Origin of the sequence: Novosphingobium huizhouense (assembly GCF_020179475.1) — a bacterium.
GTDB lineage: Bacteria > Pseudomonadota > Alphaproteobacteria > Sphingomonadales > Sphingomonadaceae > Novosphingobium > Novosphingobium huizhouense.
On the sequence record NZ_JAILXZ010000001.1, the window covers coordinates 1,260,769 to 1,287,190 of the forward strand.

At 67.1% G+C, this 26,422-nt stretch carries 23 protein-coding genes, 1 tRNA gene and 2 riboswitches; of the genes, 8 read left to right on the top strand and 16 right to left on the bottom strand.

Annotation, left to right across the window (positions count from 1 at the left end; translation table 11 throughout):
- Nucleotides 1–108 precede the first annotated feature (108 nt).
- A riboswitch (cobalamin riboswitch) is annotated at nt 109–299 on the bottom strand.
- 58 nt (nt 300–357) lie between these two features.
- Nucleotides 358–556, top strand: a riboswitch (cobalamin riboswitch).
- A gap of 223 nt (nt 557–779) precedes the next feature.
- Genes K3A85_RS06245 through K3A85_RS06255 form a run of 3 tightly spaced genes read left to right on the top strand, consistent with a single transcriptional unit; the run spans nt 780 to nt 3,276 of the window.
- Nucleotides 780–1,352 (top strand): hypothetical protein, encoded by a 573-nt coding sequence (locus tag K3A85_RS06245; protein ID WP_225205616.1) that lies wholly within the window; start codon nt 780–782, stop codon nt 1,350–1,352.
- Nucleotides 1,349–1,948: a cob(I)yrinic acid a,c-diamide adenosyltransferase gene (gene cobO, locus K3A85_RS06250; RefSeq protein ID WP_225205617.1), complete on the top strand. Its 600-nt coding sequence runs from the start codon at nt 1,349–1,351 to the stop codon at nt 1,946–1,948. Before K3A85_RS06245 ends, cobO begins: the two co-directional genes overlap by 4 nt.
- The gene (locus K3A85_RS06255; protein WP_225205618.1) at nt 1,945–3,276 is read left to right on the top strand and encodes a cobyrinate a,c-diamide synthase; all 1,332 of its coding nucleotides are present in this window, start codon (nt 1,945–1,947) and stop codon (nt 3,274–3,276) included. Before cobO ends, K3A85_RS06255 begins: the two co-directional genes overlap by 4 nt.
- A 140-nt stretch (nt 3,277–3,416) precedes the next feature.
- Here K3A85_RS06255 and K3A85_RS06260 read toward each other — a convergent pair.
- Nucleotides 3,417–3,503: transfer RNA gene (locus K3A85_RS06260), tRNA-Leu, on the bottom strand.
- A 230-nt stretch (nt 3,504–3,733) separates the two neighbouring features.
- Between K3A85_RS06260 and K3A85_RS06265 the strand changes: the two genes are divergently transcribed.
- Nucleotides 3,734–4,699, top strand: coding sequence for a complex I NDUFA9 subunit family protein (locus K3A85_RS06265; protein ID WP_225205619.1), 966 nt, complete (start codon nt 3,734–3,736; stop codon nt 4,697–4,699).
- 177 nt (nt 4,700–4,876) lie between these two features.
- Here K3A85_RS06265 and K3A85_RS06270 read toward each other — a convergent pair whose 3' ends face one another.
- Nucleotides 4,877–5,548 carry a glutathione S-transferase family protein gene (locus tag K3A85_RS06270; RefSeq protein ID WP_225205620.1) on the bottom strand — a complete coding sequence of 224 codons (672 nt, stop codon included), beginning with the start codon at nt 5,546–5,548 and terminating at the stop codon, nt 4,877–4,879.
- 131 nt (nt 5,549–5,679) lie between these two features.
- Here K3A85_RS06270 and ku point away from each other — a divergent pair, with 131 nt between their 5' ends.
- The 3 genes from ku to K3A85_RS06285 all read left to right on the top strand — a co-directional run bounded on the left by ku (nt 5,680) and on the right by K3A85_RS06285 (nt 11,031).
- Entirely contained in the window at nt 5,680–6,540 is an 861-nt protein-coding gene (ku, locus tag K3A85_RS06275) for a non-homologous end joining protein Ku (RefSeq protein ID WP_225205621.1), read from the top strand.
- A gap of 3 nt (nt 6,541–6,543) precedes the next feature.
- Complete coding sequence (gene ligD / locus K3A85_RS06280; RefSeq protein WP_225205622.1) at nt 6,544–9,090, top strand: DNA ligase D; 2,547 nt, start codon at nt 6,544–6,546, stop codon at nt 9,088–9,090.
- A gap of 162 nt (nt 9,091–9,252) precedes the next feature.
- Entirely contained in the window at nt 9,253–11,031 is a 1,779-nt protein-coding gene (locus K3A85_RS06285; RefSeq protein ID WP_225205623.1) for a DEAD/DEAH box helicase, read from the top strand.
- Nucleotides 11,032–11,180: 149 nt separating this feature from the next.
- Here K3A85_RS06285 and K3A85_RS06290 read toward each other — a convergent pair whose 3' ends face one another.
- From K3A85_RS06290 to K3A85_RS06340, 11 genes are all read right to left on the bottom strand, one after another.
- A complete protein-coding gene (locus K3A85_RS06290; protein ID WP_225205624.1) occupies nt 11,181–11,642 on the bottom strand; it encodes a GreA/GreB family elongation factor in 462 nt (153 codons plus the stop codon).
- Nucleotides 11,639–13,525, bottom strand: a complete 1,887-nt coding sequence (locus tag K3A85_RS06295) for an ABC-F family ATP-binding cassette domain-containing protein (RefSeq protein ID WP_225205625.1) — start codon at nt 13,523–13,525, stop codon at nt 11,639–11,641. The genes K3A85_RS06290 and K3A85_RS06295 overlap by 4 nt, the downstream gene beginning before the upstream one ends.
- Nucleotides 13,526–13,573: 48 nt before the next feature.
- Nucleotides 13,574–15,685 (bottom strand): TonB-dependent receptor plug domain-containing protein, encoded by a 2,112-nt coding sequence (locus tag K3A85_RS06300; protein ID WP_225205626.1) that lies wholly within the window; start codon nt 15,683–15,685, stop codon nt 13,574–13,576.
- Between the two features lie 114 nt (nt 15,686–15,799).
- The gene (locus K3A85_RS06305) at nt 15,800–16,063 is read right to left on the bottom strand and encodes a hypothetical protein (RefSeq protein ID WP_225205627.1); all 264 of its coding nucleotides are present in this window, start codon (nt 16,061–16,063) and stop codon (nt 15,800–15,802) included.
- Nucleotides 16,064–16,078: 15 nt separating this feature from the next.
- The gene (locus tag K3A85_RS06310) at nt 16,079–16,522 is read right to left on the bottom strand and encodes a chemotaxis protein CheW (protein WP_225205628.1); all 444 of its coding nucleotides are present in this window, start codon (nt 16,520–16,522) and stop codon (nt 16,079–16,081) included.
- 26 nt (nt 16,523–16,548) lie between these two features.
- Entirely contained in the window at nt 16,549–16,920 is a 372-nt protein-coding gene (locus K3A85_RS06315) for a response regulator (protein ID WP_225205629.1), read from the bottom strand.
- 20 nt (nt 16,921–16,940) lie between these two features.
- Nucleotides 16,941–17,501: a chemotaxis protein CheD gene (locus K3A85_RS06320; protein WP_225206020.1), complete on the bottom strand. Its 561-nt coding sequence runs from the start codon at nt 17,499–17,501 to the stop codon at nt 16,941–16,943.
- 5 nt (nt 17,502–17,506) lie between these two features.
- Nucleotides 17,507–18,568: a protein-glutamate methylesterase/protein-glutamine glutaminase gene (locus tag K3A85_RS06325; protein WP_225205630.1), complete on the bottom strand. Its 1,062-nt coding sequence runs from the start codon at nt 18,566–18,568 to the stop codon at nt 17,507–17,509.
- Nucleotides 18,565–19,434 carry a CheR family methyltransferase gene (locus K3A85_RS06330; protein ID WP_225205631.1) on the bottom strand — a complete coding sequence of 290 codons (870 nt, stop codon included), beginning with the start codon at nt 19,432–19,434 and terminating at the stop codon, nt 18,565–18,567. The genes K3A85_RS06325 and K3A85_RS06330 overlap by 4 nt, the downstream gene beginning before the upstream one ends.
- Nucleotides 19,431–21,680 (bottom strand): chemotaxis protein CheA, encoded by a 2,250-nt coding sequence (locus tag K3A85_RS06335; RefSeq protein WP_225205632.1) that lies wholly within the window; start codon nt 21,678–21,680, stop codon nt 19,431–19,433. Before K3A85_RS06335 ends, K3A85_RS06330 begins: the two co-directional genes overlap by 4 nt.
- Entirely contained in the window at nt 21,677–21,949 is a 273-nt protein-coding gene (locus K3A85_RS06340; protein ID WP_225205633.1) for an STAS domain-containing protein, read from the bottom strand. Before K3A85_RS06340 ends, K3A85_RS06335 begins: the two co-directional genes overlap by 4 nt.
- Nucleotides 21,950–22,193: 244 nt before the next feature.
- On the opposite strand from K3A85_RS06340, the gene K3A85_RS06345 reads away from it, so the two are divergent.
- Nucleotides 22,194–23,225 (top strand): chemotaxis protein CheB, encoded by a 1,032-nt coding sequence (locus K3A85_RS06345; protein WP_225205634.1) that lies wholly within the window; start codon nt 22,194–22,196, stop codon nt 23,223–23,225.
- A 162-nt stretch (nt 23,226–23,387) separates the two neighbouring features.
- On the opposite strand, the gene K3A85_RS06350 is transcribed toward K3A85_RS06345, so the two are convergent.
- From K3A85_RS06350 to K3A85_RS06360, 3 genes are read right to left on the bottom strand one after another with little or no spacing between them, the layout of a single operon-like run.
- On the bottom strand, nt 23,388–23,765 hold the full coding sequence (locus K3A85_RS06350; protein WP_225205635.1) for a flagellar protein FliS: 378 nt from the start codon (nt 23,763–23,765) through the stop codon (nt 23,388–23,390).
- A gap of 15 nt (nt 23,766–23,780) precedes the next feature.
- Entirely contained in the window at nt 23,781–25,232 is a 1,452-nt protein-coding gene (gene fliD, locus K3A85_RS06355; protein WP_225205636.1) for a flagellar filament capping protein FliD, read from the bottom strand.
- A gap of 30 nt (nt 25,233–25,262) precedes the next feature.
- Nucleotides 25,263–26,420: an EscU/YscU/HrcU family type III secretion system export apparatus switch protein gene (locus K3A85_RS06360; RefSeq protein ID WP_225205637.1), complete on the bottom strand. Its 1,158-nt coding sequence runs from the start codon at nt 26,418–26,420 to the stop codon at nt 25,263–25,265.
- Nucleotides 26,421–26,422 lie beyond the last annotated feature (2 nt).

Consider the following 26,422-nt stretch of genomic DNA (forward strand, 5'->3'; position numbering starts at 1 on the left):
CATCGCTTCCTGCGCGGGTCATCCCGGCAGGCGATGGCTGTCGTTGCGCGAGGGCTGGGCCGCCTGTGCCGGCGGCAACCTCGAACGTCCGGTGCACCCTGCCCGAACGAAGAACGACCGCGTCAGGCAGGTCTCCTGGCTCGCGGGTCAGTGCCGGTCCGGCCGCCTTCTCAGGACGATGGGTCCCAATGGCGTGAATGGCCGGTCGGCTCGCCGCTTACAGTTGCAGGGGCAGCCGGAGTCTCTCACTCCGTTCCCTTTTGATCCCCTCTCGGGGAACCTGTCGCGGCGCTGCAGGTAGCGCCGCGACTACGCTGCTGCAAGTGCGAATGCTTGCGCCGGGCTTTCGCTTGGCCTATCCGAAGCACTGCAACGGGTGCCCGCAAGGGCTTAATCGGGAAGTCCGGGAGGCGGTCGCAAGCCGCCCGATCCGGCACTGCTCCCGCAACTGTAACCGGTAGCGCCTCGCCATCATGCCATTGGGCTTCGGCCCGAGAAGGCGGCGGGGGCGCGAAGATCCGGAAGTCAGGAAACCGGCCCGGTGCAGTCGTTTCTCTGCGCGGGCGGGATGTACCGGGCGGACGAAGGCACACCCTTCGCGGACGACACCGTGGTGCGTTTTTTGGCGAAGGGAGATCCGCGATGACCAACACCCGCTGACCGATTGCGCCTGCCGTCCGCGGTCCGGGCATCGGCGCGCGCTGCGCGCCGGCTCGCGCCGCCCATGGCGCCGGCATGTTCCGGCCCTTCCTGCCTTGGCTGTCATCAGGAGACCTTTCATGGTCCGCAATTCGCGTATCGACCTCGCGCTGTTCGGCGCGCTCGCATTCGTCATGCTCGCCACCCGCACGCATTCGCTGAGCAATGCGATCCACCTGCCCGATACGAGCCTCGCAAGCTTTTTCGTACTGGGCTTCATGGTCCGTCGACCGGTGTTTTTCGCGGGACTGGCGCTGCTCGCTTTCGCCATCGACATCACCGTGATCGGCTGGTTCGGGCAGTCGAGCTTCTGCTTTACGCCCGCCTACGCCATGCTCCTTCCCGCCTATGGCACGATGTGGCTGGCGGGTCGTGTCGGAGCGGAGCGGCTGGGCGCCACGGCAGCCTCGCTTCCTGCGCTTCTGGCGCTGATCTGCGCCGCCACGCTGGTGTCCGAGCTGTTTTCCAGCGGTGGCTTCTACTTCCTTGGCGGTCGATTCGCCGATCCCACCATCGCCGGGTTCCTGCCCCGCCTCGCCCGGTACTTTCCGCCGACGCTGTTCGCGACGTTGCTGTGGAGCAGCACCGCGGCAGCAACAGGCACGCTGGTCGCGATCGTGCGTCCGACGCTGTTCGCGCGCGAGAAGCAATGAGCGCGACCGACGAGGCCCACCGCGAACGCGCGCGCAAACACAAGGCGGCGGTCGACGCGAGGATCGCCGCCGCCCAGCGAGACAAGGGCCTGCTGTTGGTCCTGACGGGCAACGGCAAGGGCAAGTCGTCCAGCGCGTTCGGCATGGTTGCGCGGACCTTGGGCTATGGCCGCAAGGCAGCGGTGTTCCAGTTCATCAAGGGCGCGGAAAACGTCGGCGAACGCGCGTTCTTCGCGTCGCATCCGGACGTGATCTGGGAAAAGTGCGGTGAAGGCTTTACCTGGGAGACCCAGGACCGCACCCGCGACATCGCTGCCGCCCGCGCCGGGTGGGACAAGGCCTGCGCGGCGTTGCGCGATCCGGGGATCAGCCTCGTCGTGCTCGACGAACTGACCTATCTCGTCACCTATCGTTACCTCGGTCTGGACGAGATACTTCCCGCGATCGAGGCGCGCCCCCCGATGCAGCACGTGGTCGTCACCGGCCGCGCCGCCGACGATGCGCTGATTGCGGCTGCCGACACGGTCAGCGCCATCCGCGACGTCAAGCACGCGTTCCGGGATGGCGTGCGCGCGCAGGAAGGGATCGACCTGTGACCGTGGCGCGGTGCCCGGCCCTGCTGGTCGCCGCGCCGGCCTCTGGGCAGGGGAAGACCACCGTCACCGCAGCACTGGCACGACGCCACGTTCAGGCCGGGCGCCGCGTTCGGGTGTTCAAGTGCGGACCGGACTTCCTCGATCCGATGATCCTCGAGGCCGCCAGCGGCGCCCCGGTTCACCAGCTCGACCTGTTCATGGTGGGGGAAGGCGAATGCCGCCGCCTGCTGCACGAAGCGGCAGGCGCGGCGGACGTCATCCTCGTCGAAGGGGTGATGGGCCTGTTCGACGGCGAACCTTCCGCAGCCGACCTCGCAGCGCTGTTCGGGCTGCCGGTGCTGGCGGTGATCGACGGCAGCGCCATGGCGCAGACCTTCGGTGCGATCGCCCACGGCCTCGCCACCTATCGGACCGATGTACGCGTGGTGGCGGCGCTCGCCAACCGGGTCGGCAGCGCCGGCCATGCCGCCATGCTCGAAGCGAGCTTGCCCGAAGACATGCGCTGGCTGGGGTTCCTGCCGCGCGACGAGGCTGCTGCTCTCCCCGAACGCCATCTGGGCCTGGTCCAGGCGGACGAAGTGGGCGACCTCGCCATGCGCCTCGACCGTGCCGCGGCCGCCCTTGGGGATGCGGCGCTGTGGCTGCCCGAGCCCGTGCCCTTCCGGTACGCGGCGGAGCCCGGCGTGCCGCCGCTTCTCGCGGGACGGCGCATCGCCGTCGCCCGCGACGCGGCCTTTGCCTTCGTCTATCCCGCAAACCTCGCGTGCCTTGCCGCGATGGGCGCCCAGATTACCTTCTTCTCGCCGCTTTCGGACCGCGACCTGCCCGGATGCGACGCGCTATGGCTTCCGGGCGGCTATCCCGAACTGCACCTGCAGGCGCTTTCCGACAACCGGCCGATGCATGCGGCCATCGGCGCGCACTTTGCCGCAGGGAAGCCCATTCTCGCCGAATGCGGCGGCATGCTCTACTGTGTCGATGCCCTCGAGGACGCAGCCGGGCGCAGCGCCGCGATGCTCGGGCTGATGCCGGGGCGAGCCACCATGCAGCGCAGCCTGGCCGCGCTCGGGCTGCAATCCGTCGAGCTTCCCGGCGGGACGGTGCGCGGCCACACCTTCCATTACTCCCGTCTCGAAACGCCGCTCGCGCCGGTGCAGCATGCGTATGGCAAGGGGGGAGCGAAAGGGGAGCAGATCTTCCGGCACGGCGCCCTCTGGGCGAGCTACATGCACCATTATTTCCCGTCCGCCCCGGCAGCGCTCGCCACCATCTTCGGCACTGCGGAAACGGCTGGCGAGCAGGAGACCATGCTGCAAACCGGTCGATGATCGCGGACCGCCGCGAGAAATTTACGCCGGTTGCTTCCGCGGGACAGCTGCAGGGGGGGCGGAGGCGTTGCTCTCTGGAGAGATCGAGGTAGCCGCCATGATCGGCCCGCATGGAATCGGATCGATATCCGAAGGAGAAATGGTGCCCAGAAGAGGACTCGAACCTCCACGCCGTTTCCAGCGCCGCCACCTGAAGACGGTGCGTCTACCAATTCCGCCATCTGGGCACGGAGGCGAGGGGCAAAAGCGCCGTCTCGCCGGGTAGGAGGGCGCCTCTAAAGCGGCCTTCGCGGGGTGTCAACAAGGGTTTGACGGATGGACCTGACTCTTTTTCTTCGCCATTGAACGGGCATGGCGCTCTGTGCCAAAGGCGGCGACCGGAACCAGTGGCGGATATCCGAAGTCCGCTAGGGGCGACGGCATCACGTTCACACCAATTGCGGGCGGAACTAGGCATATGGGCAAGGGCAGGACGCGGGATCTCGAAGGACGGCTGGTCGCGCTGATCGGCGGCAGCGGCTTCTTCGGCACGCACCTCGCACAGGAACTGCTGGCGCGCGGGGCGCGGCTGCGCATCTGCAGCCGCCATCCCGAGCGGGCGTTCCGCGTCAAGCCGCTCGGCATTCTCGGCCAGGTCCAGCAGGTCGCGGTCGACGTGGCCAAGCCGCACACGCTCGACGTCGCGCTGACCGGCGTCGATTCGGTGGTCAACCTCGTCGGCGCCTTTGCCGGCAATCTCGATGCGGTGCAGGGCAAGGGCCTGCGCCGGCTGGGCGAGATCGCCGCGGCCAAGGGCGTCCAGGCGCTGGTCCACATCTCGGCCATCGGCGCGGATGCGGACAGCGACGTCGCCTATGCCCGCACCAAGGCGCAGGGCGAAGAAGCGCTGCAGGCAGCTTTCCCCGGCGTAACCATTCTGCGCCCCTCGGTGATGTTCGGCGAGGACGACAAGTTCATCAACATGTTTGCGGGGCTGATCGCGGCATTCCCGGCGCTGCCGGTGTTCGGGCCTGCGGCAAAGTTCCAGCCGGTGTTCGTCGATGACGTGGCGGAAGCGGTCGGCAACATCCTCGCTGCGCCTGCGGCCCATGCGGGCAAGACTTACGAGGTCGCCGGCCCCGAACAGATCGCGATGGGCGATCTCAACCGCCGGATCGCCAAGGCCGAAGGCCGCAACCGCCTGTTCCTCGACCTGCCCGATGGCGTGTCGTCGGCGATTGCCACGGCGACGGGCTGGCTGCCCGGCGCGCCGCTGAGCCGTGATCAGTGGAAGCTGCTCGCCCAGGGCAATGTCGCCAGCGGGACGCTGCCGGGGCTCGAGGAGCTTGGCGTCGATGCGCGCCCGCTCGGTCTGTTCCTCGACCGCTGGATGGTCCGCTATCGCAAGTACGGGCGGTTCGGGGCGAAGACGCGCGCCGCCTGAGCGCGGGAAGCATTACCCCTCCACCACCCGCTTTGCGGGTGGTCCCCCTCCCGATTGGCGCGGTCGGCGAAAGCGGGGAGGAACCAGGGGAGCGCGCGGTCGGCTCCGTCCTCTCGCCGGGAGACGTTCACCAGGGTGCAGGATGGCAAATCCCTGCTTCTTCTTCCCTCTGCCCATTCAGGCGTTGACGTCGGCGTAGTGCGCGGGCGGGTGGATCACGTCCATCCGTTCGGAAAGTAGCGGTCGAAAGCTGGGGCGGCTCTTGAACACAGAGTACCACCCTCTTGCCTGTTCGTGCTGCGACCAGTCGATGCCGCCGAGGTAGTCCGCCACCGAAATCTGCGCCGCCGCGGTAAGGTCGGCGAGGCTCATCGTCGCGCCGGCCAGCCAGGGGCGGTGGTCGATCAGGTAGTCGATGTAGTCGAGGTGCAGGTTCGCCATGCGCATCGCTTCGCGCAGCAGGCGCGAATCGGGCGACTGACGATAGACAAGCCGCTTCTTCATCCGCTCTTCGAGCAGCGGGTGGGTGACATCGGCGAAGAAGTTTTCGTCGAACAAGGCGATCAGGCGACGGATTTCCGCGCGATTGGTCGCAGTTCCGTTGATCATCGGCGCCTTGTCGATGGTTTCCTCGAAATATTCGCAGATCGCGCGGCTGTCGACGATGGTGATCTGACGCTCGGGATTGTGGATCACCGGTGTGCGCAGCGCGGGATTGAGGTTCTGGAACTCGTCGCGCTGCTCCCACGGATTCTCGCGGATGAGATCGTAGGCGACGCCCTTTTCCGACAGCAGCAGGCGGACCTTGCGCGAGAAGGGGCAGAGGGGGAACTGATAGAGTTGCCACATGATTCTGCGGTCAATGGACGATCGCGGCGGGCCAAGTCCAGCGCCCCAGCGCCCGCCCGGCGATTTTTGCACCGGGAACCTGCACGGCCAGCCGGATTCTAGAACCTTGCACGGACAAGCGCGAGGGTAAGATGGCGGCAAGGGCATATTGGCAGGGGCAGATCCGGCTGGCGCTCGTCTCGATCCCGGTCGAGGTCTATTCGGCGACACGGTCGGGCGCGGCGATCTCGTTCAGCCAGATCCACGAGCCAAGCGGCAAGCCGATCAACTACGAGAAGGTGGTGGCCGGGATCGGGCCGGTCGACCGCGACGAGATCGTCAAGGGCTACGAAGTGAGCCGGGGCGAATACGTGCTGCTCGACGACGACGAGATCGAGGCGGTCAAGATCGAAAGCCGCAAGACGCTGGAGCTCGTGCAGTTCGTCGATGCCGACGAGATCGAGCCGCTGTGGTACGAGAAGCCCTTTTACGTCGTGCCGGCCGACGACCTTGCCGAGGAAGCCTATGTCGTGCTGCGCGAGGCGCTGCGCGCGGCGCGCAAGGTGGCGCTGGGGCAATTGTCGGTGCGCGGGCGCGAGCAGCTGGTGAGCCTGAAGCCGTGCGGGCGGGGCATCGTGCTGGAAGTGCTGCGCTATGCCGACGAGGTGCACAAAGCGCGCGGGTTCTTTGCCGAGATCCCCGAAGATGCGCCATCCGAGGACCTGCTCGACCTGGCCACCACGCTGATCGAGAAGAAGAGCGCGCCGTTCAAGCCCGAGGAATTCCACGATCGTTACGTCGATGCGCTGCACCGGCTGGTGGAGAAGAAGGTCAAGGCGCGGGGCAGGAAGATCCTCGAGGACGTGTCCGAACCTGCGCCGCGCGGCGGCAATGTGATCGACCTGATGGCGGCGCTCAAGAAGTCGCTGGGCTCAAGCGCGAAGGACGGCAAGGAAGGCACGGCGGAAGCGGCCCCGAAGAAGCGCGTTCCGCCGCGGCGGAAGAAGGCCTGAGCCATGGCCAAGAAGCCGGTCGATCCGCTCGAAGCCTATAACGCCAAGCGCGATTTCGCGAAGACGGCAGAGCCTGCGGGCAAGCGCGCGGCGGGGAAGGGCGGCAATCGCTTCATCGTGCAGAAGCACGATGCAACGCGGCTGCACTGGGATTTCCGGCTGGAAATCGACGGCGTGCTCAAGTCCTGGGCGGTAACGCGCGGGCCGAGCCCTGACCCGGACGACAAGCGGCTGGCGGTGCGGACCGAGGACCATCCACTGTCCTATGCTGACTTCGAGGGGACGATCCCCAAGGGCGAATATGGCGGCGGCACCGTGATGCTGTGGGACCGGGGCACCTGGGCGCCGATCGCGGGCAAGTCGGCCAAGGATCTCGACAAGGGGCATCTGCACTTCACGCTCGAGGGCGAGCGGATGAAGGGGGAGTGGATCATCTTCCGGCTGAAGCCGAGGGGGAAGGAAACCCGCGAAAACTGGCTGCTGCGCAAGGTGGAGGATGCCTTCGCCGAAAAGGGCGACGTGCTGGTGGAGCGCGGGTTGACCTCGGTACTGACCGGGCGGACGATGGCCGAGATCGAGGGCGACGTGAAGGGCGAGCATTCGCTGAAAGGCAAGAAGGGCAAGGCCTTTGCCGCCGAGATGGAGGCGGCGGCCAAGCGCAATGCCAAAGTTGCGCCTGCGCGCAAGAAGGCAGGCAGGGCGGCGCAGGGCGCCAAGGGCTTGCCCGCCTTTCGCTCGCCGCAGCTGGCCACTCTGGTGGACAGCGTGCCGGCCGGAAACGGCTGGATGCACGAGATCAAGTTCGACGGCTACCGCGCGCTGGTCGCGACCGATGGTATGGAGGTGCGCGTCTATACCCGCAACGGGCTCGATTGGACCGACAAGTTCGCTCCGCTGGTGCGCGAGCTTGCCAGACTGGAGCTGCCGCCTGCGCTGATCGACAGCGAGATCGTCGCCTATGACGACAAGGGCAATCCCGACTTTTCGAGTCTGCAGAAAGTGCTGAAGCGCGGCCACGGCGCGCAGGACGAGACCACGCCGCTATCGTTCCACGCCTTCGACCTGCTCGAGCTGGATGGAGAGGATCTGGCCACGCTGCCCAATATCGAGCGCAAGGAGCGGCTCCACGCTCTGCTGGCGCAGGCCAAGCCGCCGATCCACGTGGCCGACCACGTGATCGGCGCGGGCGAAAAGCTGTTCAAGGCGATGTGCGCCGCAGGGCAGGAGGGCGTGATCTCCAAACGGATCGACGCGCCGTACCAGAACCGGCGCAGCAAGAGCTGGCTGAAGGTGAAGTGCATCCTGCGGCAGGAGTTCGTGATCATCGGCTGGAAGAAGTCGAGCGCGCGGGGGCGGCCGTTTGCGTCGCTGCTGCTGGCGCAGAACGAGGGCAAGAAGCTGGTTTACAAGGGCAATGTCGGCACCGGGTTCGGCGGCGGGGCGATGGAGGAACTGGCCGCTGCAATGGGCAAGCTGGTGGTGGAGACGGCCCCCGCCGAAGTGCCGCGCGAAGACCGGCGCGGGGTGACATGGATGAGGCCCGAGCTGGTGGCCGAGATCGCCTTTGCCGAATTCACCGCCGAGGGATCGGTGCGCCACGCGAGTTTCGTGGGGCTGCGGGGCGACAAGCCCGCGTCGCAAGTCGTGCCCGAGCGCGCGGAGGCAGCGCCCGAGGAGGGGGACGTGGGCGCCGAGGTGAAGATCAGCAATCGCGACCGGGTGATCTTTCCCGAAAGCGGCGAAACCAAGGGCATGCTGGCAGACTGGTACGCCCAGATGGCGCCGCTGATGCTGCCGTTCGTGGGCCGCCGTCCGGTGAGCCTGGTGCGCTGTCCGCAAGGGCGCGGGAAGAAGTGCTTTTTCCAGAAGCATGACAGCGGCAGCTTCGGCGATCACGTGCGGCAGGTGCCGATTGCCGAAAAGGATGGGCATGCCGAGGACTACATCTACGTCGAGGATGCGGAGGGGCTGCTGACCTGCGTGCAGATGGGCACGATCGAGTTCCACACCTGGGGCGCGCGGGTGGATGACGTCGAGGCACCGGACCGGATGATCTTCGACCTCGATCCCGACGAGGGGCTCGGCTGGGACGAGGTCCGCCGCGCGGCACGGCACCTGCACGACCGGCTGGCCGACATCGGGCTTGCCAGCTTTGCCATGCTGTCAGGCGGAAAGGGCGTGCACGTGGTGGTGCCGCTCACGCCGGGCCATTCGTGGGAGGCGCACAAGGACTTCGCGCGGCGCTTTGCCGAAGCGCTGTCGATGGCCGAGCCCGACCGCTTCATCGCCACGATGAGCAAGGCGAAGCGCGTGGGCAAGATCTTCATCGATTACTTGCGCAACCAGCGCGGGGCGACGGCGGTTGCCCCCTATTCGGCGCGGGCGCGGGCGGGGGCGCCGGTCGCGCTGCCGATCGCATGGGGCGAGCTCGACCAGTTCGACAGCGCGCATCCCTACTCGATCCGCGATGCCGAAACGCTGCTGCGGCGCGCCAAGGGCAAGGGCCTTGCCGGCTGGGGCTTTGCCAGCCAGACGCTGCCCGATCTGTAATCGCCGAAAAAAGTGCAAGCCAAGCCGCCTGACTTGCTGTAGGGGGCAGCGCAACGATGGCCCGGGCGTGTGCGCAAAGGGCATCACTGCCGCGGTGGGAGCGGCATCCACGACAACGACAAGAAAAGATCGGGCCGCACACCCGCTCCATAGGCATTTGTTATGACATTCGAAGGACTTAACTCCGCGCTCGACCGGGCGCTGACCGGCCATGGCTATTCGGCGCTGACGCCGGTGCAGGCCGCCGTGATCGAGGCCGAAGCCAAGGGTCGCGATCTGATCGTTTCTGCCCAGACCGGCTCTGGCAAGACCGTGGCATTCGGCCTGGCCATGAGCGACGAACTGCTGGGCGAGCGAGGCGTGCTGCCCCAGGCCGGCGCGCCGCTGGCGCTGGTGATTGCGCCTACCCGCGAACTGGCGCTTCAGGTCAGCCGCGAGCTCGAGTGGCTCTATGCCGAAACCGGTGCGCGCATCGCCACCTGCGTTGGCGGCATGGACCCGATGCGCGAGCGCCGCACGCTGAACTTCGGCGCGCATATCGTGGTCGGAACGCCTGGCCGGTTGCGCGACCATATCGAACGCGGCGCGCTTGACTTGTCTAGCTTGCGCGCGGTGGTGCTCGACGAGGCGGACGAAATGCTCGACATGGGCTTCCGCGAGGATCTGGAAGAACTGCTCGACGCGACGCCGCAGGGCCGCCGCACGCTGCTGTTTTCGGCCACGATGCCGCGTCCGATTGAGATGCTGGCGAGCCGCTACACCGACAATGCGCTGCGCATTTCGACGATGAACGCGGCGCGCGGGCATGGCGACATCGCCTACCAGGCGGTGACCGTGGCGCCGGCCGACATCGAGCACGCCGTGGTCAACCTGCTGCGCCTGCACGAAGCGGAAACCGCGATCCTGTTCTGCGCGACGCGCGACAACGTGAAGCGGCTGCACGCGCTGCTGGTCGAACGCGGCTTTGCCGCCGTGGCGCTGTCGGGCGAACACAGCCAGTCGGAACGCAACAACGCGCTGCAGGCCTTGCGCGATCGCCGCGCCCGCGTCTGCGTTGCCACCGACGTGGCCGCGCGCGGCATCGACCTGCCGTCGCTTTCGCTGGTGGTGCACGTGGAAATCCCGCGCGATGCCGAAACGCTGCAGCACCGTTCGGGCCGCACCGGCCGCGCGGGCAAGAAGGGCACCGCGGTCATAGTCGTGCCGTTCCCGCGTCGTCGCCGCGTCGAAATGATGCTGCGCGGGGCGCGGATCGAAGCGGCGTGGATCGATGCGCCGGGGCCGGAGGAAATCCGCGCCGCCGACCGCGAACGCCTGCTCGGCACGCTGCTGCAACCGGTGGAGGCCGACGAGGCCGACGCCACGCTGGTCCAGGAACTGCTGGCGCACAAGAGCGCCGAGGAACTGGCCATCGCGCTGGTCCGCGCGCATTCGGCCGCGCTGCCGCAGCCCGAGGATCTGATCGGCAACAGCCCCGAAGCGCGCGCCGAGCGCAAGCGTCCCGGTTTCGAGGACGTGGTGTGGTTCCGGCTTGATGTCGGCCGTCGCCAGAACGCCGATCCGCGCTGGCTGCTGCCGCTGCTGTGCCGTCGCGGCCATGTGACGCGCGGCGAGATTGGTGCGATCCGCATTTCGGCCAACGAGACTTTCGTGCAAATCCCGCGCGCGGCGGCCGACCGCTTTGCCCATGCCGTGGCCCGAACGGCGGGTGTCGAAGGCGACGACGAAAGTGGCATCACCATCGAGCATTCGGCCCAGCCGCCGCGCGAGATGGCCCGCGACAACCGCCGCGCCGGCCCGCCGAATCGCGGTGAGCGCGCAAACGGCGACCGTCCGCACGGTGGCGAGCGCGCCTATGGCGATCGTTCGCACGGCGGAGACCGTCCCGGCGGCGCGCCGTTCCGCAAGAAGGTCTACAAGGCCAAGCGCTTCGAGCGCTGAGGGCGGCTGGGGGCTGATGCTCCCGCCCTTTTGCGCTTGTCGAAGGATCGCTCCGAGGCTTTGGGGGGCTGCTGTTCCGCAAGGGGAAGGGTGGCCCTTCGACAGGCTCGGGGCGAACGGGGATAGGGTGGCGGACGTGCGCCCGCTTGTCAGATAGGCTCGACCTTCAGGACTTCGATGGCTTCGGCCTTGCCGTTGAAATCGACGCGTTCGCCGGCCTCCACATCCATCATCGCGCGCGGGAGCGGGGCGGTGAAGGCGACCTTGCCTTCGCCGGCGTCCGCCTCGTCATGGCCGACGATGGCGATGGTGCGCTCCTGCCCGCCCATGCGGAAGGTGACGCGCGTGCCGAAGGCGACGCTTGACCCATCGGCAGGCGCGATGAGCTCGGCGCTGGCGCGGCGGGCCTTCCAGTAGCGCAAGTACCGCTTGGCGGCCGCGAGCGCGGTCTCTTCGGGTTCGGCGGCGACCAAGGCTTCGAACTGCGCGACGCGGTCTTCGATCAGGGCAAGGCCGGTGGGCGTGACCCAGTTGGGACCGGGCGGGATCGGCACTTCGAACTTGGGTTCGAGATGTTCGTCGTCGCTTTCGCGGCGGAAGGCAACGCTCATGCACCTTGCTCCTGCGCCAGTTCGTAGGCTTCGCTGGCGTCCATCCAAGCGGTTTCGGCGTATTCCAGTTCCGAAGCCTTGCGACCGCGACGTTCCGAAAGCTGGCCCATGGTCAGCTTGGCGAGATCGCCCTTGACGCTGCCGGGCTCGAACATCGCGCGATCGAGCTCGCTGAGTTCGGCCTGGAGCTTGGCCACGCGCGTTTCCGCCTCGGTCACGGTCTTCTTGAGGCCCTTCAACTGTTCGCGCAGCTGGGCATTGGCGCGGCGATCCTGCTTGCCGCTGCCGCCCTTGCCGCCCGAGGTGCCTTCGGCCTTTGGCTGGTTGCGGCCCAGCACGAAGTCGATGTAATCCTCCATCGAACCGTTGAATTCGCGTGCGGTGCCTTCGTCGACAAGCACGAGGCGATCGGCGGTGAGTTCGACCATGTGGCGATCGTGGCTGATCAGCAGGACGGCGCCCTTGTACTCGTTGAGCGCCTGGACCAGCGCTTCGCGCGCATCGACGTCGAGGTGGTTGGTCGGCTCGTCCAGGATCAGCATGTGCGGCGCATCGCGCGTGACGAGCGCAAGGGCGAGGCGGGCGCGTTCGCCGCCCGATAGCGTGCCGACTTGCGCCGTCGCGCGCGGGCCGGAAAAGCCGAAGCGGCCCAGTTGCGCGCGCACCGCAGCGGGCGTCTTGCCCGGCATGGCGCGGGTCATGTGTTCGAGCGGAGTGGCATCGCCCGCCAGCTCTTCGACCTGGTACTGCGTGAAGTAGCCGATCTGCATCTTGCCCGCCGCGTTCATGGCGCCTTCCATCGGCGCCAGCTGCGCAGCGAGCAGGCGCGCAAGCGTGGTCTTGCCGTTGCCGTTGCGACCCAGCAGAGCAAGGCGATCGTCGGGATCGATGCGCAGGTTGAGCCGGCGCAGGATCGGCGTTTCGGCATAGCCGACGGCCGCCAGATCGAGCGTGATCAGCGGCGGGCGCAGTTCTTCCGGGTCCGGGAAATCGAACGACAGCGAGGGATCTTCCATCATCGCCGCGATCGGCTGCATCTTGGCCAGCATCTTGGCGCGCGATTGCGCCTGCTTGGCGGTGGAGGCGCGGGCGCTGTTGCGGGCGATGTAGTCGCGCAACCGTTCGGCCTGCGCTTCCTGTGCGGCGCGCGCGGCGGCCACTTGCGCGGCGCGTTCGGCACGCTGGCGTTCGAAGCTGTCGTAGCCGCCGGGGTAGAGCGTGACCTTGCCGCCCTGAAGGTGGAGGATGTGGTCGCACACCGAATTGAGCAGGTCGCGCTCGTGGCTGATCACCAGCAGCGTGGCGGGGTAGGACTTGAGGAAGTTTTCGAGCCAGAGCGTCGCTTCGAGATCGAGGTGGTTCGACGGTTCGTCGAGCAGCAGCACGTCGGGCTGGCTGAACAGCAGCGCGGCGAGCGCGACGCGCATCTTCCAGCCGCCCGAGAAGCTGTCGAGCGGCTGGCCCTGCATCTCTTCATCGAAGCCGAGGCCGGAGAGAATTCGCGCGGCGCGGGCAGGGGCGGTGTAGGCGTCAATCGCGATCAGGCGGTCGTGGACGTCCCCCAGGCGGTTGGGATCGGTGCAGGTTTCGGCTTCTTCGAGCAGCGCGGTGCGCTCCTTGTCGGCGGCGAGCACGGTTTCGAAGGGCGTGGCATCGCCGGCCGGCGCTTCCTGCGCGATGTAGCCCAGGCGCGTACCGCGCGGCATCTCGATCTCGCCGTCGTCGGGCTCGATCTGGCCGATCAGCGCCTTCATCAGCGTGGACTTGCCCGCGCCGTTGCGACCGATCAGGCCGACCTTGCCCTTGGGCGGAATGGCAGCCGAGGCGCGCGACAGGATTTCGCGCCCGCCAAGGCGCACGGTGAGGGACTGGATCGAAAGCATCGCGCGCCCCTAGCAGGGTGGGGCGAAGGGGGAAAGCGCAGCCGCCCGTCAGAAGCTGCCCTTGATGAGCAGCGTGAACAGCGGTCCGATCAGCTGATTGCGTGTTTCGGTGAACAGGATCGGCGACTGGTCGCGGCGGCCGGCATAGACCACGCGGTCCCAGCGCCGGCGGGCGTTGAGCAGGTTGTCGGCGGAGACGCGGACGGTGAGGCCGAACACGTTCTTGTTCTCGATATAGAGCCCGGCGAAGACAGGGCCCTCCCAGTCTCGCCCGAATTCGCCGACGCGGTAGCCGAGCGACTGGTGCGAATAGTTGAAGGAGCTGCCGATGGCCCAGTTGGTGCCGGGCAGATCGTTGCGCAGTTCGATCTCGGCAAGGCGGTCGGTGATGTTGCTGTAGGTGATGGTGCGCAGCGTGACCGGGTCCTTCAGCCGGGTGTGCTGCAGCAGCAGGTGCACATCGAGCCGCGCGCCCTTCCAGCCGAGCGGTTCGAGCTGCAGCGTGGTGTTGCTTTCGAGGATGCGGACGCGCGCCCTTGGCACGTTGCCCACGGACTCGCCGTCGGGGCCGACGGGCACCACGGTGACGTAGTCTTCCACCTGCCGCCCGATGAAGCGCAGCTTGGTCGAGCCCCAGCGGCCGAGGTTCTTGTTCGCCTCAACCTCGAGCGTCCAGTCCTGCTGCGGCACCAGTTCGGCATTGCCGGCGTTGGCGTTACCGTTGTCGAGAAAGCGGCGGGCAAGGAAATCGTAGAACGAAAGCTGCCCGACGCGGCGGCGGACGCGGACCGACAGGTCGAACGTCGGGTCCGGCTTCCAGGCGAGCGAGAGCGAGCCCTTGGGGCGGAAGAAGCGGCGTTGCAGACCATCGGCTCCGGTCTGGCGCAAGGTCGACCATTCGGCGCCGCCGACGAACTGCAGCGTCACCGTCTTCGAGACCGGGCGGCTGACCGAAAGGCTGGCATCGTAGCGGTCTTCGGCGACTCCGCCCGTGCCGCCGGGGAAAGGTTCGCGGGTGAAGCTGCCATCATCGGCGAGCGTGCCGACCGAAGCGACGTTGTCGAGGCGGTTGAACGCGCCTTCGCCGGCGATCTGCCAATCGCCGCCAAACATTTTCCAGCTGTATTCGGCGCGGGCGATGCGTTCGCTGGTATCGCCGGCCTGGGCATAGAGATCGCCGTCGGCGGGACTCTGGTCGGCGTAGGAGGTGACGACGGTCTGCAGGTAGGGTTCTTGGCTTTCGCGGTTGAGGCCGATCAGCTTCAGCCGGCCGGGGCCCAGCGCGAACTCGACATCGCCGCCCAGCTCCCAGTTCCACGTATCGTTGCGAACCTTGATCAGGCGCAGGCGATCGGGACCGCCCCACGGCGCATCGGCGGGCAGGCGGGTGCGCTGCGAGCGTTCGTCGTAATGCGACCAGATCTTCTGGATCGAACCGTTGAGGTTGATGACCGACGAGCCGGGGCCATCGATCACGAAGCGGCCGGCGAGCTTGGGATTGTCTTCGTCGCTAGTCAGTTCGTCGTGCCGGCGTTCGACGATCCTGCCGCCTGCATCGCGGATCGTGGTGGGGCCGCCGGCGGCACCGCGGTTGGCGTCGTTGACGAGGCTTATGGTATACTCGACCCAGTCCTGCCGGCCGCTGACCGAGATTTCGCCGTCGTAGAGCCGGGGGTGGGCATAGTGCGGGCGCACTTGCGGCTCCCAGCGGAACTGGCCCGAAAAGCTGTCGGTCCGGGCGATGATGTTGGCGACCTGGCCCGACAGGCCGGGCACCTTGAGCGTGGCCGCATCGACCAGTTCGATGCGTTCGACGGTGCTTGCCGGAATGCGCGAGAGCTGGGTGTAGATGTCATCCGATTTCGACGAGAGGCGCTGGCCGTTGACCAGCACGTTGCCGCTCGCCTGGCCAAGGCCGCGCGCCTGTTCCGCTTCGCGGATCGAGAAGCCGGGGACGACGCGCAGCAGGTCGAGCGCGTTACGGGGGGCGAAGCGCGCGAAGTCAGCGGGGGTGAAGACGCTAAGGGCGGCTTGGGGCGAGGGCGCTGGCGCGTCAGCGCCTGCGGGCGCGTCGGCAGGGTCACCTGCGGCAGCGAGCGCAGGAGCGCCAAGCGCGGTCGACAGGAGCAGCGGGCAGGCCATCATGCGAAGCGATTTCATTCGCAATCATAGGCTTGTGCTGCGGCCTGCCGGCGTCGGTCATCGACGAGCGACACACTGCGCCCGACGGGCGCCCCAGCGCGGATCTCGACCAATGCCCCGCAGGATGTGCGATCAGTGGGCGGTGCCGAGCATCCGCATGCGTTCGCGCAGAACGTCGATCGCGATCTTCTCGATCTCCTCCATCGGGCAATCGGCATCGAGCAGCGTCGCCAGCGAGCGCTGCTTCTGGGCGATCAGATCGATGCCCTGGAGCGAATCCATGTGCCGCATGGCGATGTCCATGTCGGTACACAGCTTCGCGCCGAGCGCTTCGACTTCCTGCGCAAGCTCTTCGAGGACCACCGCGATCTGGCGGTGGGTGGCCTGATTGGCCATCGGCGTTTCCTTCCGTCAGGCGGCTTCGGCGAGCTGGGCCCCATCGCTCAGCGCCTGGAGGTTGAGCACCATGACCATGCGGTCCTCGATCGCGGCAAGGCCTTCGAGGAACGGGACGACGGTGTCGTGGCCTGCGGTGGGCGGCGGCGGCTGCATCGCTTCGTCCGGGACGGTAACGATGTCGCTGACCGAATCAACGATCCACCCGCCGACCTGAGCGCCCAGCTGCGTGACGATGATCGCGTGGCGCGGGGTGGGCTCCGTGGCGGACCAGCCGAGGCGCGCGGCAAGGTCGACCACCGGCAGCACCGTGCCGCGCAGGTTGACGACGCCGGCGACATAGTGCGGCACGCGCGGCAGGCGGGTCGTCGGCGTCCACGCGCGGATCTCGCGGATCGACATGATGTCGAGCCCGAAGACCTGGCCTTCGACTTCGAATGTGATGAGTTCGCGGATCATGGCGCGGGCCTCCTTGCAGGAAAGGGTCAGTGGGCGACGCGGCGGACCGCGGCGACGAGCTTCTGGGGGTCGAACGGCTTCACGATCCAGCCGGTGGCGCCGGCGGCGCGAGCGCGCGCCTTCTTCTCCTCGCTGCTTTCGGTCGTCAGCACGAGGATCGGGCGATCGCGATGGCGGCTGCCTTCGCGCAGCTTTTCGATCAGGCCGAAACCGTCGAGCCTGGGCATGTTGATGTCGGTGATGACGACATCGACCTCGTTTAGCGCAAGCCAGTCGAGCGCGGCAATGCCGTCCTCGGCCTGCGCCACATCGAAGCCCTGCGTTGTCAGGGCATGGTTGAGCAGCGCGCGCATGGACGGGCTGTCGTCGACGGTGAGGATGCGGGTGGTGGTGCTCATGGATCAGGCTCGCTCTTGGATCAGAACAGTTCGACGTCGCCGGTGGATTTTTCGGGACGGCCGGCGGGTTGGACGGGCGGTGCGAGACGATCCTCGACCGTGCGGCAGCGCACCTGGCCGGAGGCCGGGCGGAAATCGACGCGGCGGGCGCAAGTGCCGCCAAGATCCTCGCGCATAAGCTCGATCCCTTCGCGGATCAGGAAGGCGCGGGCGAATTCGGCATTGGCTGTGCCGATACGCATCATGTTGCGGTTGACGTTGGCGCCGCCGTAGAGGTGCGCCTTGAGCCGGCCCTTGCGGGCTCCTTTGCCCAGCATGGTGTTGACCAGCAGTTCCATCAGGTAGACGCCGTAGTGCTCGTCGACGGTGGCATTGCCGCATCCCGCCGGGGGTTCGGACAGCAGGAAATGGTTCATGCCGCCCACGCGTGATTCAGGATCGAACAGGCAGGTTGCGACGCAACTGCCGAGCACGGTGGAGTATTCAGTCGCCGGGTCGCCCGTCGCCAGCGCCTGACCCTGCATGACCGTGATACGGTCGATCGCGCGGCCCGGGGCTGCGGCGATGGGACGTTCCATCATCATGGTCAGGCCGCCTTGCTCAATGCGTGACGGGCGATGTGGCTGATCGGTGCGATCACTCCGGCCGCACCGAGCGAGATGGCGGCGCGCGGCATCCCGAACACGGTGCAGGTTGCTTCGTCCTGCGCAATGGTGTGCGCACCCTTCTGCGACATCGCGAGCAATCCGCGTGCGCCGTCGCTGCCCATGCCGGTCAGGAGGATGCCGACCGCGTTCGCGCCGATCACCTCTGCAACCGAGCCGAACAGGACATCGACGCTCGGCAGATGGCCCGAAACGGGATCGCCCTTGCGCAACTTCGCCGTGAGCAGATTGCCGGCGCCACCGACGAGAAGATGGCGATCGTCGCCAGGCGCGATGTAGACGTGCCCGTCCTTGAGCGGCATGTCTGGCTCGGCAACGACGATCTTGGGTGGGCAGGATCCGTCGAGTGTGCGCGCGACCGCCGGTGCGAACCGCGCGTTGATGTGCTGGACGACCATGGTCGGCGGGCAGGTCTCGGTGAAGCCGCCGAGCAGGATCTGCAGCGCTTCGACCCCGCCGGTCGAGGAACCGATCGCGATCAGCCTGGGGCGCTCGCGCATGGAGCCGCGCGCCTCGGTAGCGACCCGCTGGACCGATTGTCGTTGGGCCGCGGCAGGCGCTGGCGGCGGGGCGGCGCGCCCCTTGAAGGAGATCTTCGAAGCCTCGCGGATCATCTGTGCCAGCTTGCCATTGTCGTCGAGAGGCAGGCCGGTGCTGTTCTCGCTCTTGGCATAGCAATCTACGGCGCCCAGGGCGAGCGCGCGCGCGGTGGTCTCGGCCCCCTTCTGCGTTGCGCCCGAGACGATGATCACCGGCGTCGGGCGCAGCTGCATGATCTTCTCGAGGAAATCGAGACCGTTCATGCCCGGCATTTCGACGTCCAGCGTGACCACGTCCGGATCGAGTTCGCGGATGACCTGGCGCCCTTCGGCGGCGTTGGCGGCCGCCGCCACGACTTCGATGTCGGGCTCCTTCGCCAGACGGCTCATCAGGATCGCGCGCATGGTTGGCGAATCGTCGACGATGATGACGCGAATGGTCATGCCGCATTCCTCCGATAGATCGTGGGCCCCATCGGCGCGAGCTCGGAAAGTGCAGGCCCGGTCACCCGTTCGCTGTGGCCGATGTAGAGCCATCCGCCTTGCACCAGCATTTCCGCAAAGCGCGCGACAAGCCGCTCCTTGGTGGGATTGTCGAAATAGATCATGACGTTACGACAGAAGATAACGTCGAAACGGCCCTGCATCGGCCAATCGCCAAGCAAGTTGAGGGTGCGGAAACGCGCAAGGTTGCGCACCTCGGCGGCAATCTTGGCGTCCTCGCCCGACACTGCGGTCCACGCGCGCCGCAGAGGCTCGGGCACCGGCTTGAGGTCCTCTGCGCGATAGGTGCCGCTCTCCGCCTTTGCGATCGCGTGGGTCGCAATGTCGCTGGCGAGAAGGCGAACGTCACGGCGTGCGATGGCTTGGCCAGCGTTGCGATCCGGCCCGAGCAGGGTCATCAGCAGCGACCACGTTTCCTCGCCGCTGGAGCATCCCGCCGACCACAGCCGGACTTTCTCGCCACGTTCGAGGCGCGAGACGAGCTTGGGCCGGACCTCCTGCTCGAAGTGCTCGAAATGGTGCGCCTCGCGATAGAAGAAGGTGTGGTTCGTCGTAAGCGCGCAGATGGCCTTGGTCCGCTCGGCGGCATCCTCGCGCAGGCGGAGGACATAGGCACCGAACGTCTGGCATCCGGAGGCGCGAACCAGCGGCGCGAGCCGCGAATAGACCAGCATCGCCTTGCCTTGCGGCAAGACGATCCCTGCCTCTCGGTGGGCAAGGTCGCTCACCGCCTGGAAGTCGGCAGGGCCATAGACGTCCGGGCTGATTCCCGGCAGCGTCTCGGAGAAGGTCGCAGTCAGGTTCACGCTGCCTCCGCCAGCGACTGGCCCGACAGCGAGCGCGACACGAGGCCGTCGACATCGACGATCAGCGCGACGCGGCCATCGCCGAGGATGGTCGCACCGGCGACGCCCTCAACCGAGCGATAGTGCGTGTCGAGGCTCTTGATCACGACCTGGCGCTGGTCGCAGATCGCATCGACAAGCAGCGCGGCGCGGCCTGCGCGCTCGGTCTCGACGACGATCAGCACGCCTTCGTCGGCCCTTTCGACCGCGCCGCGGGCGCCGACCGCGAGGTGAAGCGGGACGACCGGGATGAACCTGCCGCGGACGTTGATCATGGCCCGCGCGGCACCGAGACCCTGAACTTCCTTCGGATCGGGGCGCAAGCTCTCGACCACGTTGGCGAGCGGGACAACCAAGGTCTGGTCCCCCACGTTGACGATCATCCCGTCGGAAATCGCAAGGGTCAGTGGCAACGTCAGGGTGAAGGTCGTGCCCTTGCCTTCTTCGGATTCGATCGTGATGCGGCCGCCGAGGTCCTTCACGTTCTGGCGGACCACGTCCATGCCGACGCCGCGGCCTGAGATGTTCGAGATCTGCTGCGCGGTCGAAAAGCCGGGCGCGAAGATCAGCGCGTCGATCTCTTCCTTCGACAACTGCACATCGGGTGCGACGAGTCCCTTCTCGATCGCCTTGGCAAGAACGCGCTCGCGATTGATGCCGCGCCCGTCGTCGGCGATGCGGATGAGGATGCGGCCCGACCGGTGCTCGGCCGAAAGGGTCAGCGTACCGTCGGCCGACTTTCCGGCGGCGATGCGGTCTTCCGCACATTCGATGCCGTGGTCGACGGCATTGCGGATGAGGTGGGTGAGCGGCTCGCCGAGGCGCTCGATGACGGTCTTGTCGAGTTCGGTGCTCTCGCCGGAGACTTCGAGCCGGACATGCTTGCCGGTGCTCGTGGTAAGTTCGCGAAGAATGCGGGGCACGCGGCTGAAGACCGAGCCGATCGGCTGGGCGCGGATGGCCATCGCCGATTCCTGGATGTCGCGGGTGAGGCCTTCTAGCACCGCGAGTTCCTCGGTCACGGCGAGGCCGTCGCCGGCCAGGCGCTGCGCCATCATCGCTTGCGCAATGACCAGTTCGCCGACGGCATCGATCAACTTGTCGAGCTTGCCAAGCTCGATGCGGATCGATTGTCCCGGAGCGGGCGGAGCGGGAACGGCGGCCTGCTGTTGTTGCGGCGGCGGCGTGGGAGCGCTGTCGGCCACCGGGACGGCTGCAGCCGTGGGCGTGGTTGCCGGCGTGGCTTGCACGCCCTGCGCCTCGTCGCGGGCGACGGCCGGCGCGGCTGCAGCAGGAACCGGGTTCGCCGCGCGTGGCGCCGGGAACTGGACCGCAGGCATCGGGGCGCCTTCGCCCACGGCAATGCCGCATTCGTCGCCGACGAAGTCGAAGATCTCACGGACCGAGTCCTGCGACGCCTCGGGCGGGAAACCGAATGTCCAGCCGAGGTAGCCGGTGCCCGGGTCGAGAGTATCGAGTGGCGGGATCTGGTCGATGTCGCACTCGATGCAGGCGCCGCCGAGCGCGATCATTTCGCGCAGCATCAGCAGCGGTTCGCTCCCGTTGCGCATCGAGCCTGCGTGCGGACGGACCTTGAACAGCCAGAGGTTGTCGCCCGGGGCTTGCTCGTCGCCGCCGGCCGCGCCTTCGTCGCCTTCAGCGGTGCCCGCGCCAGCGCCGACGGCGCCGGTGATGTCGTCGAGCATGGCATCGAAATCGAAGCCGAAGTCGTCGTCCACCGCAGAACTTGCGGCAGGCGCGCTGTCGCCATCACCTGCCGCAACCGCGGCGGGGGTCTCGGCCTGGGCGTCGTCTGCCACGGCGCCGGCATTGGCCGCCATCGCCGCAGTGAGCTCGACCTGGAGCGCGGTGTCGTCGGGCGTATCGCCCATGCCCCGGGCGGCGCTGACGTGGTCGCTCAAGGTGTCGAGCGCGCGCAGCAGGAGATCGACCAGCGGATCGGTGATGGCGACGGTGCCATCGCGCACGTCGGACAGCAGGGTCTCGAAGGTGTGGGTGAAGCCCTGAAGCGCGGTGTAGCCGAACGCGCCTGCGCCGCCCTTGATCGAATGGACGCCGCGAAAGACCGCGTTGACGGTATCGGCATCATGGGTGCCTGCCTTGCAGGCCGCAAGGCCCTGCTCGGCGGCGGCAAGCGATTCTTCGCACTCCGCGAAGAAGATGGCCTGGATTTCCTCGGCGTTCACAGCGTGCCTCCGCGACCGTCCCCGTCGAACAGCTCCGCCTCGAGCCCGAGCTGGCGCGCCGTATCGCGAAGGCTGGTGGACGGCTCGATCATCGCGCCTTCGCCGGTGTGGCGCGCGCTGACCAGGACCTGCAGCATGGCGAGGCCGATCTGCGTGCATTCGCGTGCGTCGATGTGCAGCGGCCCGGAACCCAGCGATGCGACCATCTCGGGCAGCAGCGCTTCGGCTGCGGCGCGATCGCACCGGGACGGCAGGGTGATCGTCGGCATTGGTACGGGTTTCCCTTTGCGAGACCTCGGCCGCTCGGCCCCTTCCGGTGATTCGGCGGGCTTGAAGCGACATTTCGGCTCAGCGGCCTACCGACAAAGCGGCAAAGGTCGGATTGCCCGTGACTTAGGGTGAGATACCTATCGCCCCGGGGGGAATTTGCTGTCCGGTGGCAGGCTAACAGCATTGCCGAGGACGCCAACTCGGGCGCCGATGAAACTGCATTAAAGCAAGGGTTTGGTACCGATGCACGAAGCACGCGTTCTGGTTGTCGATGACTCCGCGGCCATGCGCGCCCTGTTCTCCGACATCCTCGATCAGGCGAAGAACGTCAGCGTCGTGGGCGCGGCCCGCAGCGCGGACGACGCGCGCGAGCAGATCCTGCAACTCAAGCCGAACGTCATCACGCTCGATGTCGAGATGCCCGGCATGAGCGGGATCGAGTTCCTCGAGGAAATCATGGAGAAGAACCCGCTTCCGGTGGTCATGCTCTCGTCGCTGACCCAGGCGGGCACGGAAACCTCGCTGAAGGCATTCGAGCTCGGCGCCGTCGAGTGCTTCCCCAAGCCGCTCAAGGCGACCCCGGAGCAGTTCGCCAAGACCGTCGGCAAGCTCGGCAAGATCGTGCTCGCGGCGGCCAACTCGAACGTCAAGGACCGCAAGGCCGGACAGCGGGTCCATGTCGAAACGGGCACCGTGTTCGAATGGAACGGCCGCATCGTCGCGTTCAGTGCGTCGATGGGCGGAATCGATGCCCTCACCACGATCCTGTCGGTCTTCCCGCAGAACTGCCCGCCGACGGTGGTCTGCCTGCAGGCCGAGCCGATGCTGGTCGAAACCTTCATCAAGCGGCTCGACACCGACCTCAAATGCAGCGTCAAGCCGGCGCGCGATGGTGCCGCGCTCGTGCAGGGCACGATCCATATTGCCGCCGATCCGCAAAGCCACGTCGTGGTCGAGGCAGGCCAGCCGCCCAAGATCCGTCTGCTCCAGCGCGATCCTGTCGAGGGGGCGCGGCCGAGCGCCAACCTGCTGTTCGGCTCGATTGCGCGCGCCGCGATCCAGTCGGTGGGAGCGGTCCTTACAGGGATGGGATCCGACGGGGCGAAAGGCTTGAAGCTACTGCGGGATTCTGGATTCGAAACCTTTGTCCAGGACCGCAAGACGGCACTCGTCGCCGAGACCCCGGACGCGGTGATCGCGCTCGAGGCAGCGACGCGCGAGATCGCGCTCGACGACATCGGCAGTGCTGTCCTCGCCAGTTGCAATCAAAGCTGAGGGAGCCCTCACGGTCGCAGGACAATACCCCGGACGGTACGCCTCCAGTCCCCCTTCTTGGCGGACCGTCCCATTGGTCCGGAACCGCAGAACGTGCGGTTCCGGACTTTTTTTGTCGGAGATGGGAGGGAAAAAGCGCGCCCCCGTCCGGGGCTGGTTGGATCAGCTCGCGCTGCCGAGCATTGCGGCCCTGATCTCGATGAAGTCCGCCCGGATCGCCTGGAGCGTTGCGGCGTCGAACCGCACCGCGCTGTCGAGCACGCTTTTGCGTGCAGTCTGGTAGAGGTGGAGAAGCGCCGGGCCCGCCGGGTTTTCAGGATCGACGCCCAGCTGCAAGGCAGTCAGCGCAGCCGTTGCCCGGGTCAGAGCGGCGCTCTTGGCGCTGTTGTCGCCACGGGATTCAGCGTAGATCGCCCGGCCGATAGACCCGGTCAGCTGTTCCAGGCAGAGGTCGACGAGCTGCATCGAGTTCGCGCCTTTGACCCGCGCATCGAAGTCGACGCGGCGGTAGGCTTCGCAAGGATCTCGGTAAAGCAGCATCGGTCCCTCGCAGGCTTAGTTGGACTTGGCGTTCCAGGCGGCGATCTGGCCCTGGAGGAACGAGAGCGTCGACTTCGAGCTCGACAGGCGGGCATCGAGCCCGGCGTACTGCGTGACCAGCTTCTGGCGCAGCGTTTCCTGCTTGGTCTCGATGTCGCTCCTCTGGGTTGCCAGCTTGGCTTGCAGCGTCGTCATGCTTGCCACCGACCCACCCAGCGTGTTGGCGCCTGCCGTCGAGGTGACGGCGCGCGACATCTTGTCCAGCGTGGCGTAGACCCCGTAGAGACCGGTGGTGAACATCTTGGCGGTGCCCGCCGGATTGCCCGCGATGGTCGTCGACAGCCGGGCGCTGTCGAAGGTGAAACTGCCGTCGCGATTGGTCTTGAGCCCGAGTTCGGCAAGCGTCGAAGGCTCGCCGGTCGCCGCGTTGGGCATCACCTTGGCCAGGGCAAGCGCGCCGAGCTGGCGCCGCAGTTCGCGAGCGCCGGGGTTGTTGTTGAGCGTGCCCGAGATCGGGTCGGTATCGCGATTGAGCTCCGACACCATCTCGTTGAGCGCGGCGACGAGATCGCCCATGGCGGCCGAGATACCGCTTGCCGGGTCACTGAAGCTGATCGTGGTGGGAGCCCCGGCATTGGTCCCGGTCAGCTTGAGCGTCAAGCCCGGCGCGGCATCGGTAATGATGTTGCTGGCCGATGTGCGCGGTACGCCGTCGAGAACGAAGGCCGCATCGCTCGCCGCCGACTTGAGCCGCGTTGCGTCGTCGGCGGGTGTCCAGGCGAGCGCCGATAGGCCGGGATCGGCAGGATTCTCGTTCGCCTCGATCTGGAAGCCGTTCGCCGCGCCGTCCTTGCCCTTGAGCACGAGCTGCGCGCCACCCGCTCCTGTCGCGACATATGCGGTGACGCCCGCACCCTTGGCATTGATGGCGTTGGCGACGTCGGTCAGCGTCGCGCCCTGCGCGATCGTCACGTCGACCTGCGAGCGGCTGGCGTCGGCGGTGAAGGTCGTGCCGGCAATCGTTCCGAAGCGAAGCGTGAGCGTGCCCGAACCGACCGTCGCAGTAGCCCCTGCAGCGTAAGCCGGGGATACCAGCGTCGCACCCTTGGCAAGGGAAGTGACTTCGAGCGTGGACGTGCCGCTGCCCGTCAGTGTCCCCTTCGAGACGACGGCGACGGAGCCGTTCGCGATCTGGGGCGTCACGGCGAGATCGCCGGTGCGTACCCGGTCGCCGAACGAGGACGCTATCGTGGAGACCATGCCCTTGAGGGTCGAGGCAGCCGAGATTTGCGTGGCCAGCTTGTCGCTGCGGGAATTGATCTGGTCGAGCCGCGATGCGAATTGCGCGGCGGCGAGTTGCTCGGCGAGGCTTGCAGTGTCGATCCCGCTGCCACCGCCCAGCGCCGACACCAGCTTGGCGGTTGCCGAACTGGACGAAGTGGCCGAAGTCGTCGAATTCGTGGTCATACCAGCTAGAACGGCTTTGCGGCGCGCGCCTTAAGCGCTGCCAAGGGGTTTTCCGTCGCGTTTTTCGAGCCGCCCCTCGGCGTCGAAACGCAACTCGATCGGCACATCGATCCGCGGCCGGGCCGGCGTTTCACCGCGCTTGAGCGAGAGCACGAAGGCGAGCACCGACGCTACCGCGGCATAGAGTTCCTCGCGGATCGTCTGGTTCTCGCGCGTGGTGAAATAGACCGCGCGGGCGAGCGCCGGGTATTCCAGCGTCGGCACGCGCAGTTCGGCGGCAAGCTCGCGCATCGCGAGCGCCTTCTCCCCCCGGCCCTTGGCCAGAACGATCGGAGCGGACGCGCGTTGGGGATCATAGGCCAGCGCAACCGAGAAGTGCGTCGGATTGGTCACCACGAACTGCGCCTCGCGCATCGCCTTCTGCAGCCCGCCCATCGCGATATCGCGCTGCCGTTGGCGGATCGCCGCCTTGCGTTCGGGACTGCCTTCGCTTTCCTTGTGCTCGTCCTTCATCTCCTGCAGGCTCATGCGCAAGCGCAGGAACCGGCGTACCCACTGGATCGGGAAGTCGATCAGGGCGATCACGATCAGACCGCCGCCGAGCGCGAACAGCAGCGAGAGCAGCGAATCCCATGCGTAGGACAACTGTCCGACGACCTCTCCGCTGCCGAGCCCGAGCAGCGTGGCCAGCCTGCCGTGCAGCCAGGACCAGGCGATCGTGCCGAGCAGGGCGAGCTTGGCGAGGCCCTTGACGATCTCGATCCATCCCTGCGGTCCGACCATGCGCTTGAAGCCGCTCATCGGATTGATCCGCGAAGCCTTCGGGGCGAGGTTCGAGGCAACCCAGCGACCTTCACCGCCCGGACCCAGCTGGGCAGCCAGCGAGAACAGCAGGATCAGGCCGCCGAGCGCGAAAACAGGCGGCAGAACAGCCTGAAGCGCTTGGACGATCAGCGTGCCGGGGGTGAAATCATCGAGGCTGGCCCGATCCCAGACCAGCCCGCGCTTGGCCGTCTCGCCCAGTGCGGTCAGCACCCAGGGCCCTGCCAGTCGCAGCCAGACCGCCCCGATCAGGATCGAGACGGCGGTGGTAAGTTCGCGTGAGCGCAGGACGTCGCCGTTGCGGGCCGCGTCCTTCTTGCGCTTGGCGCTGGGAGCAAAGGTCTTCTCGCCTGCGCTTTCGGCCACGG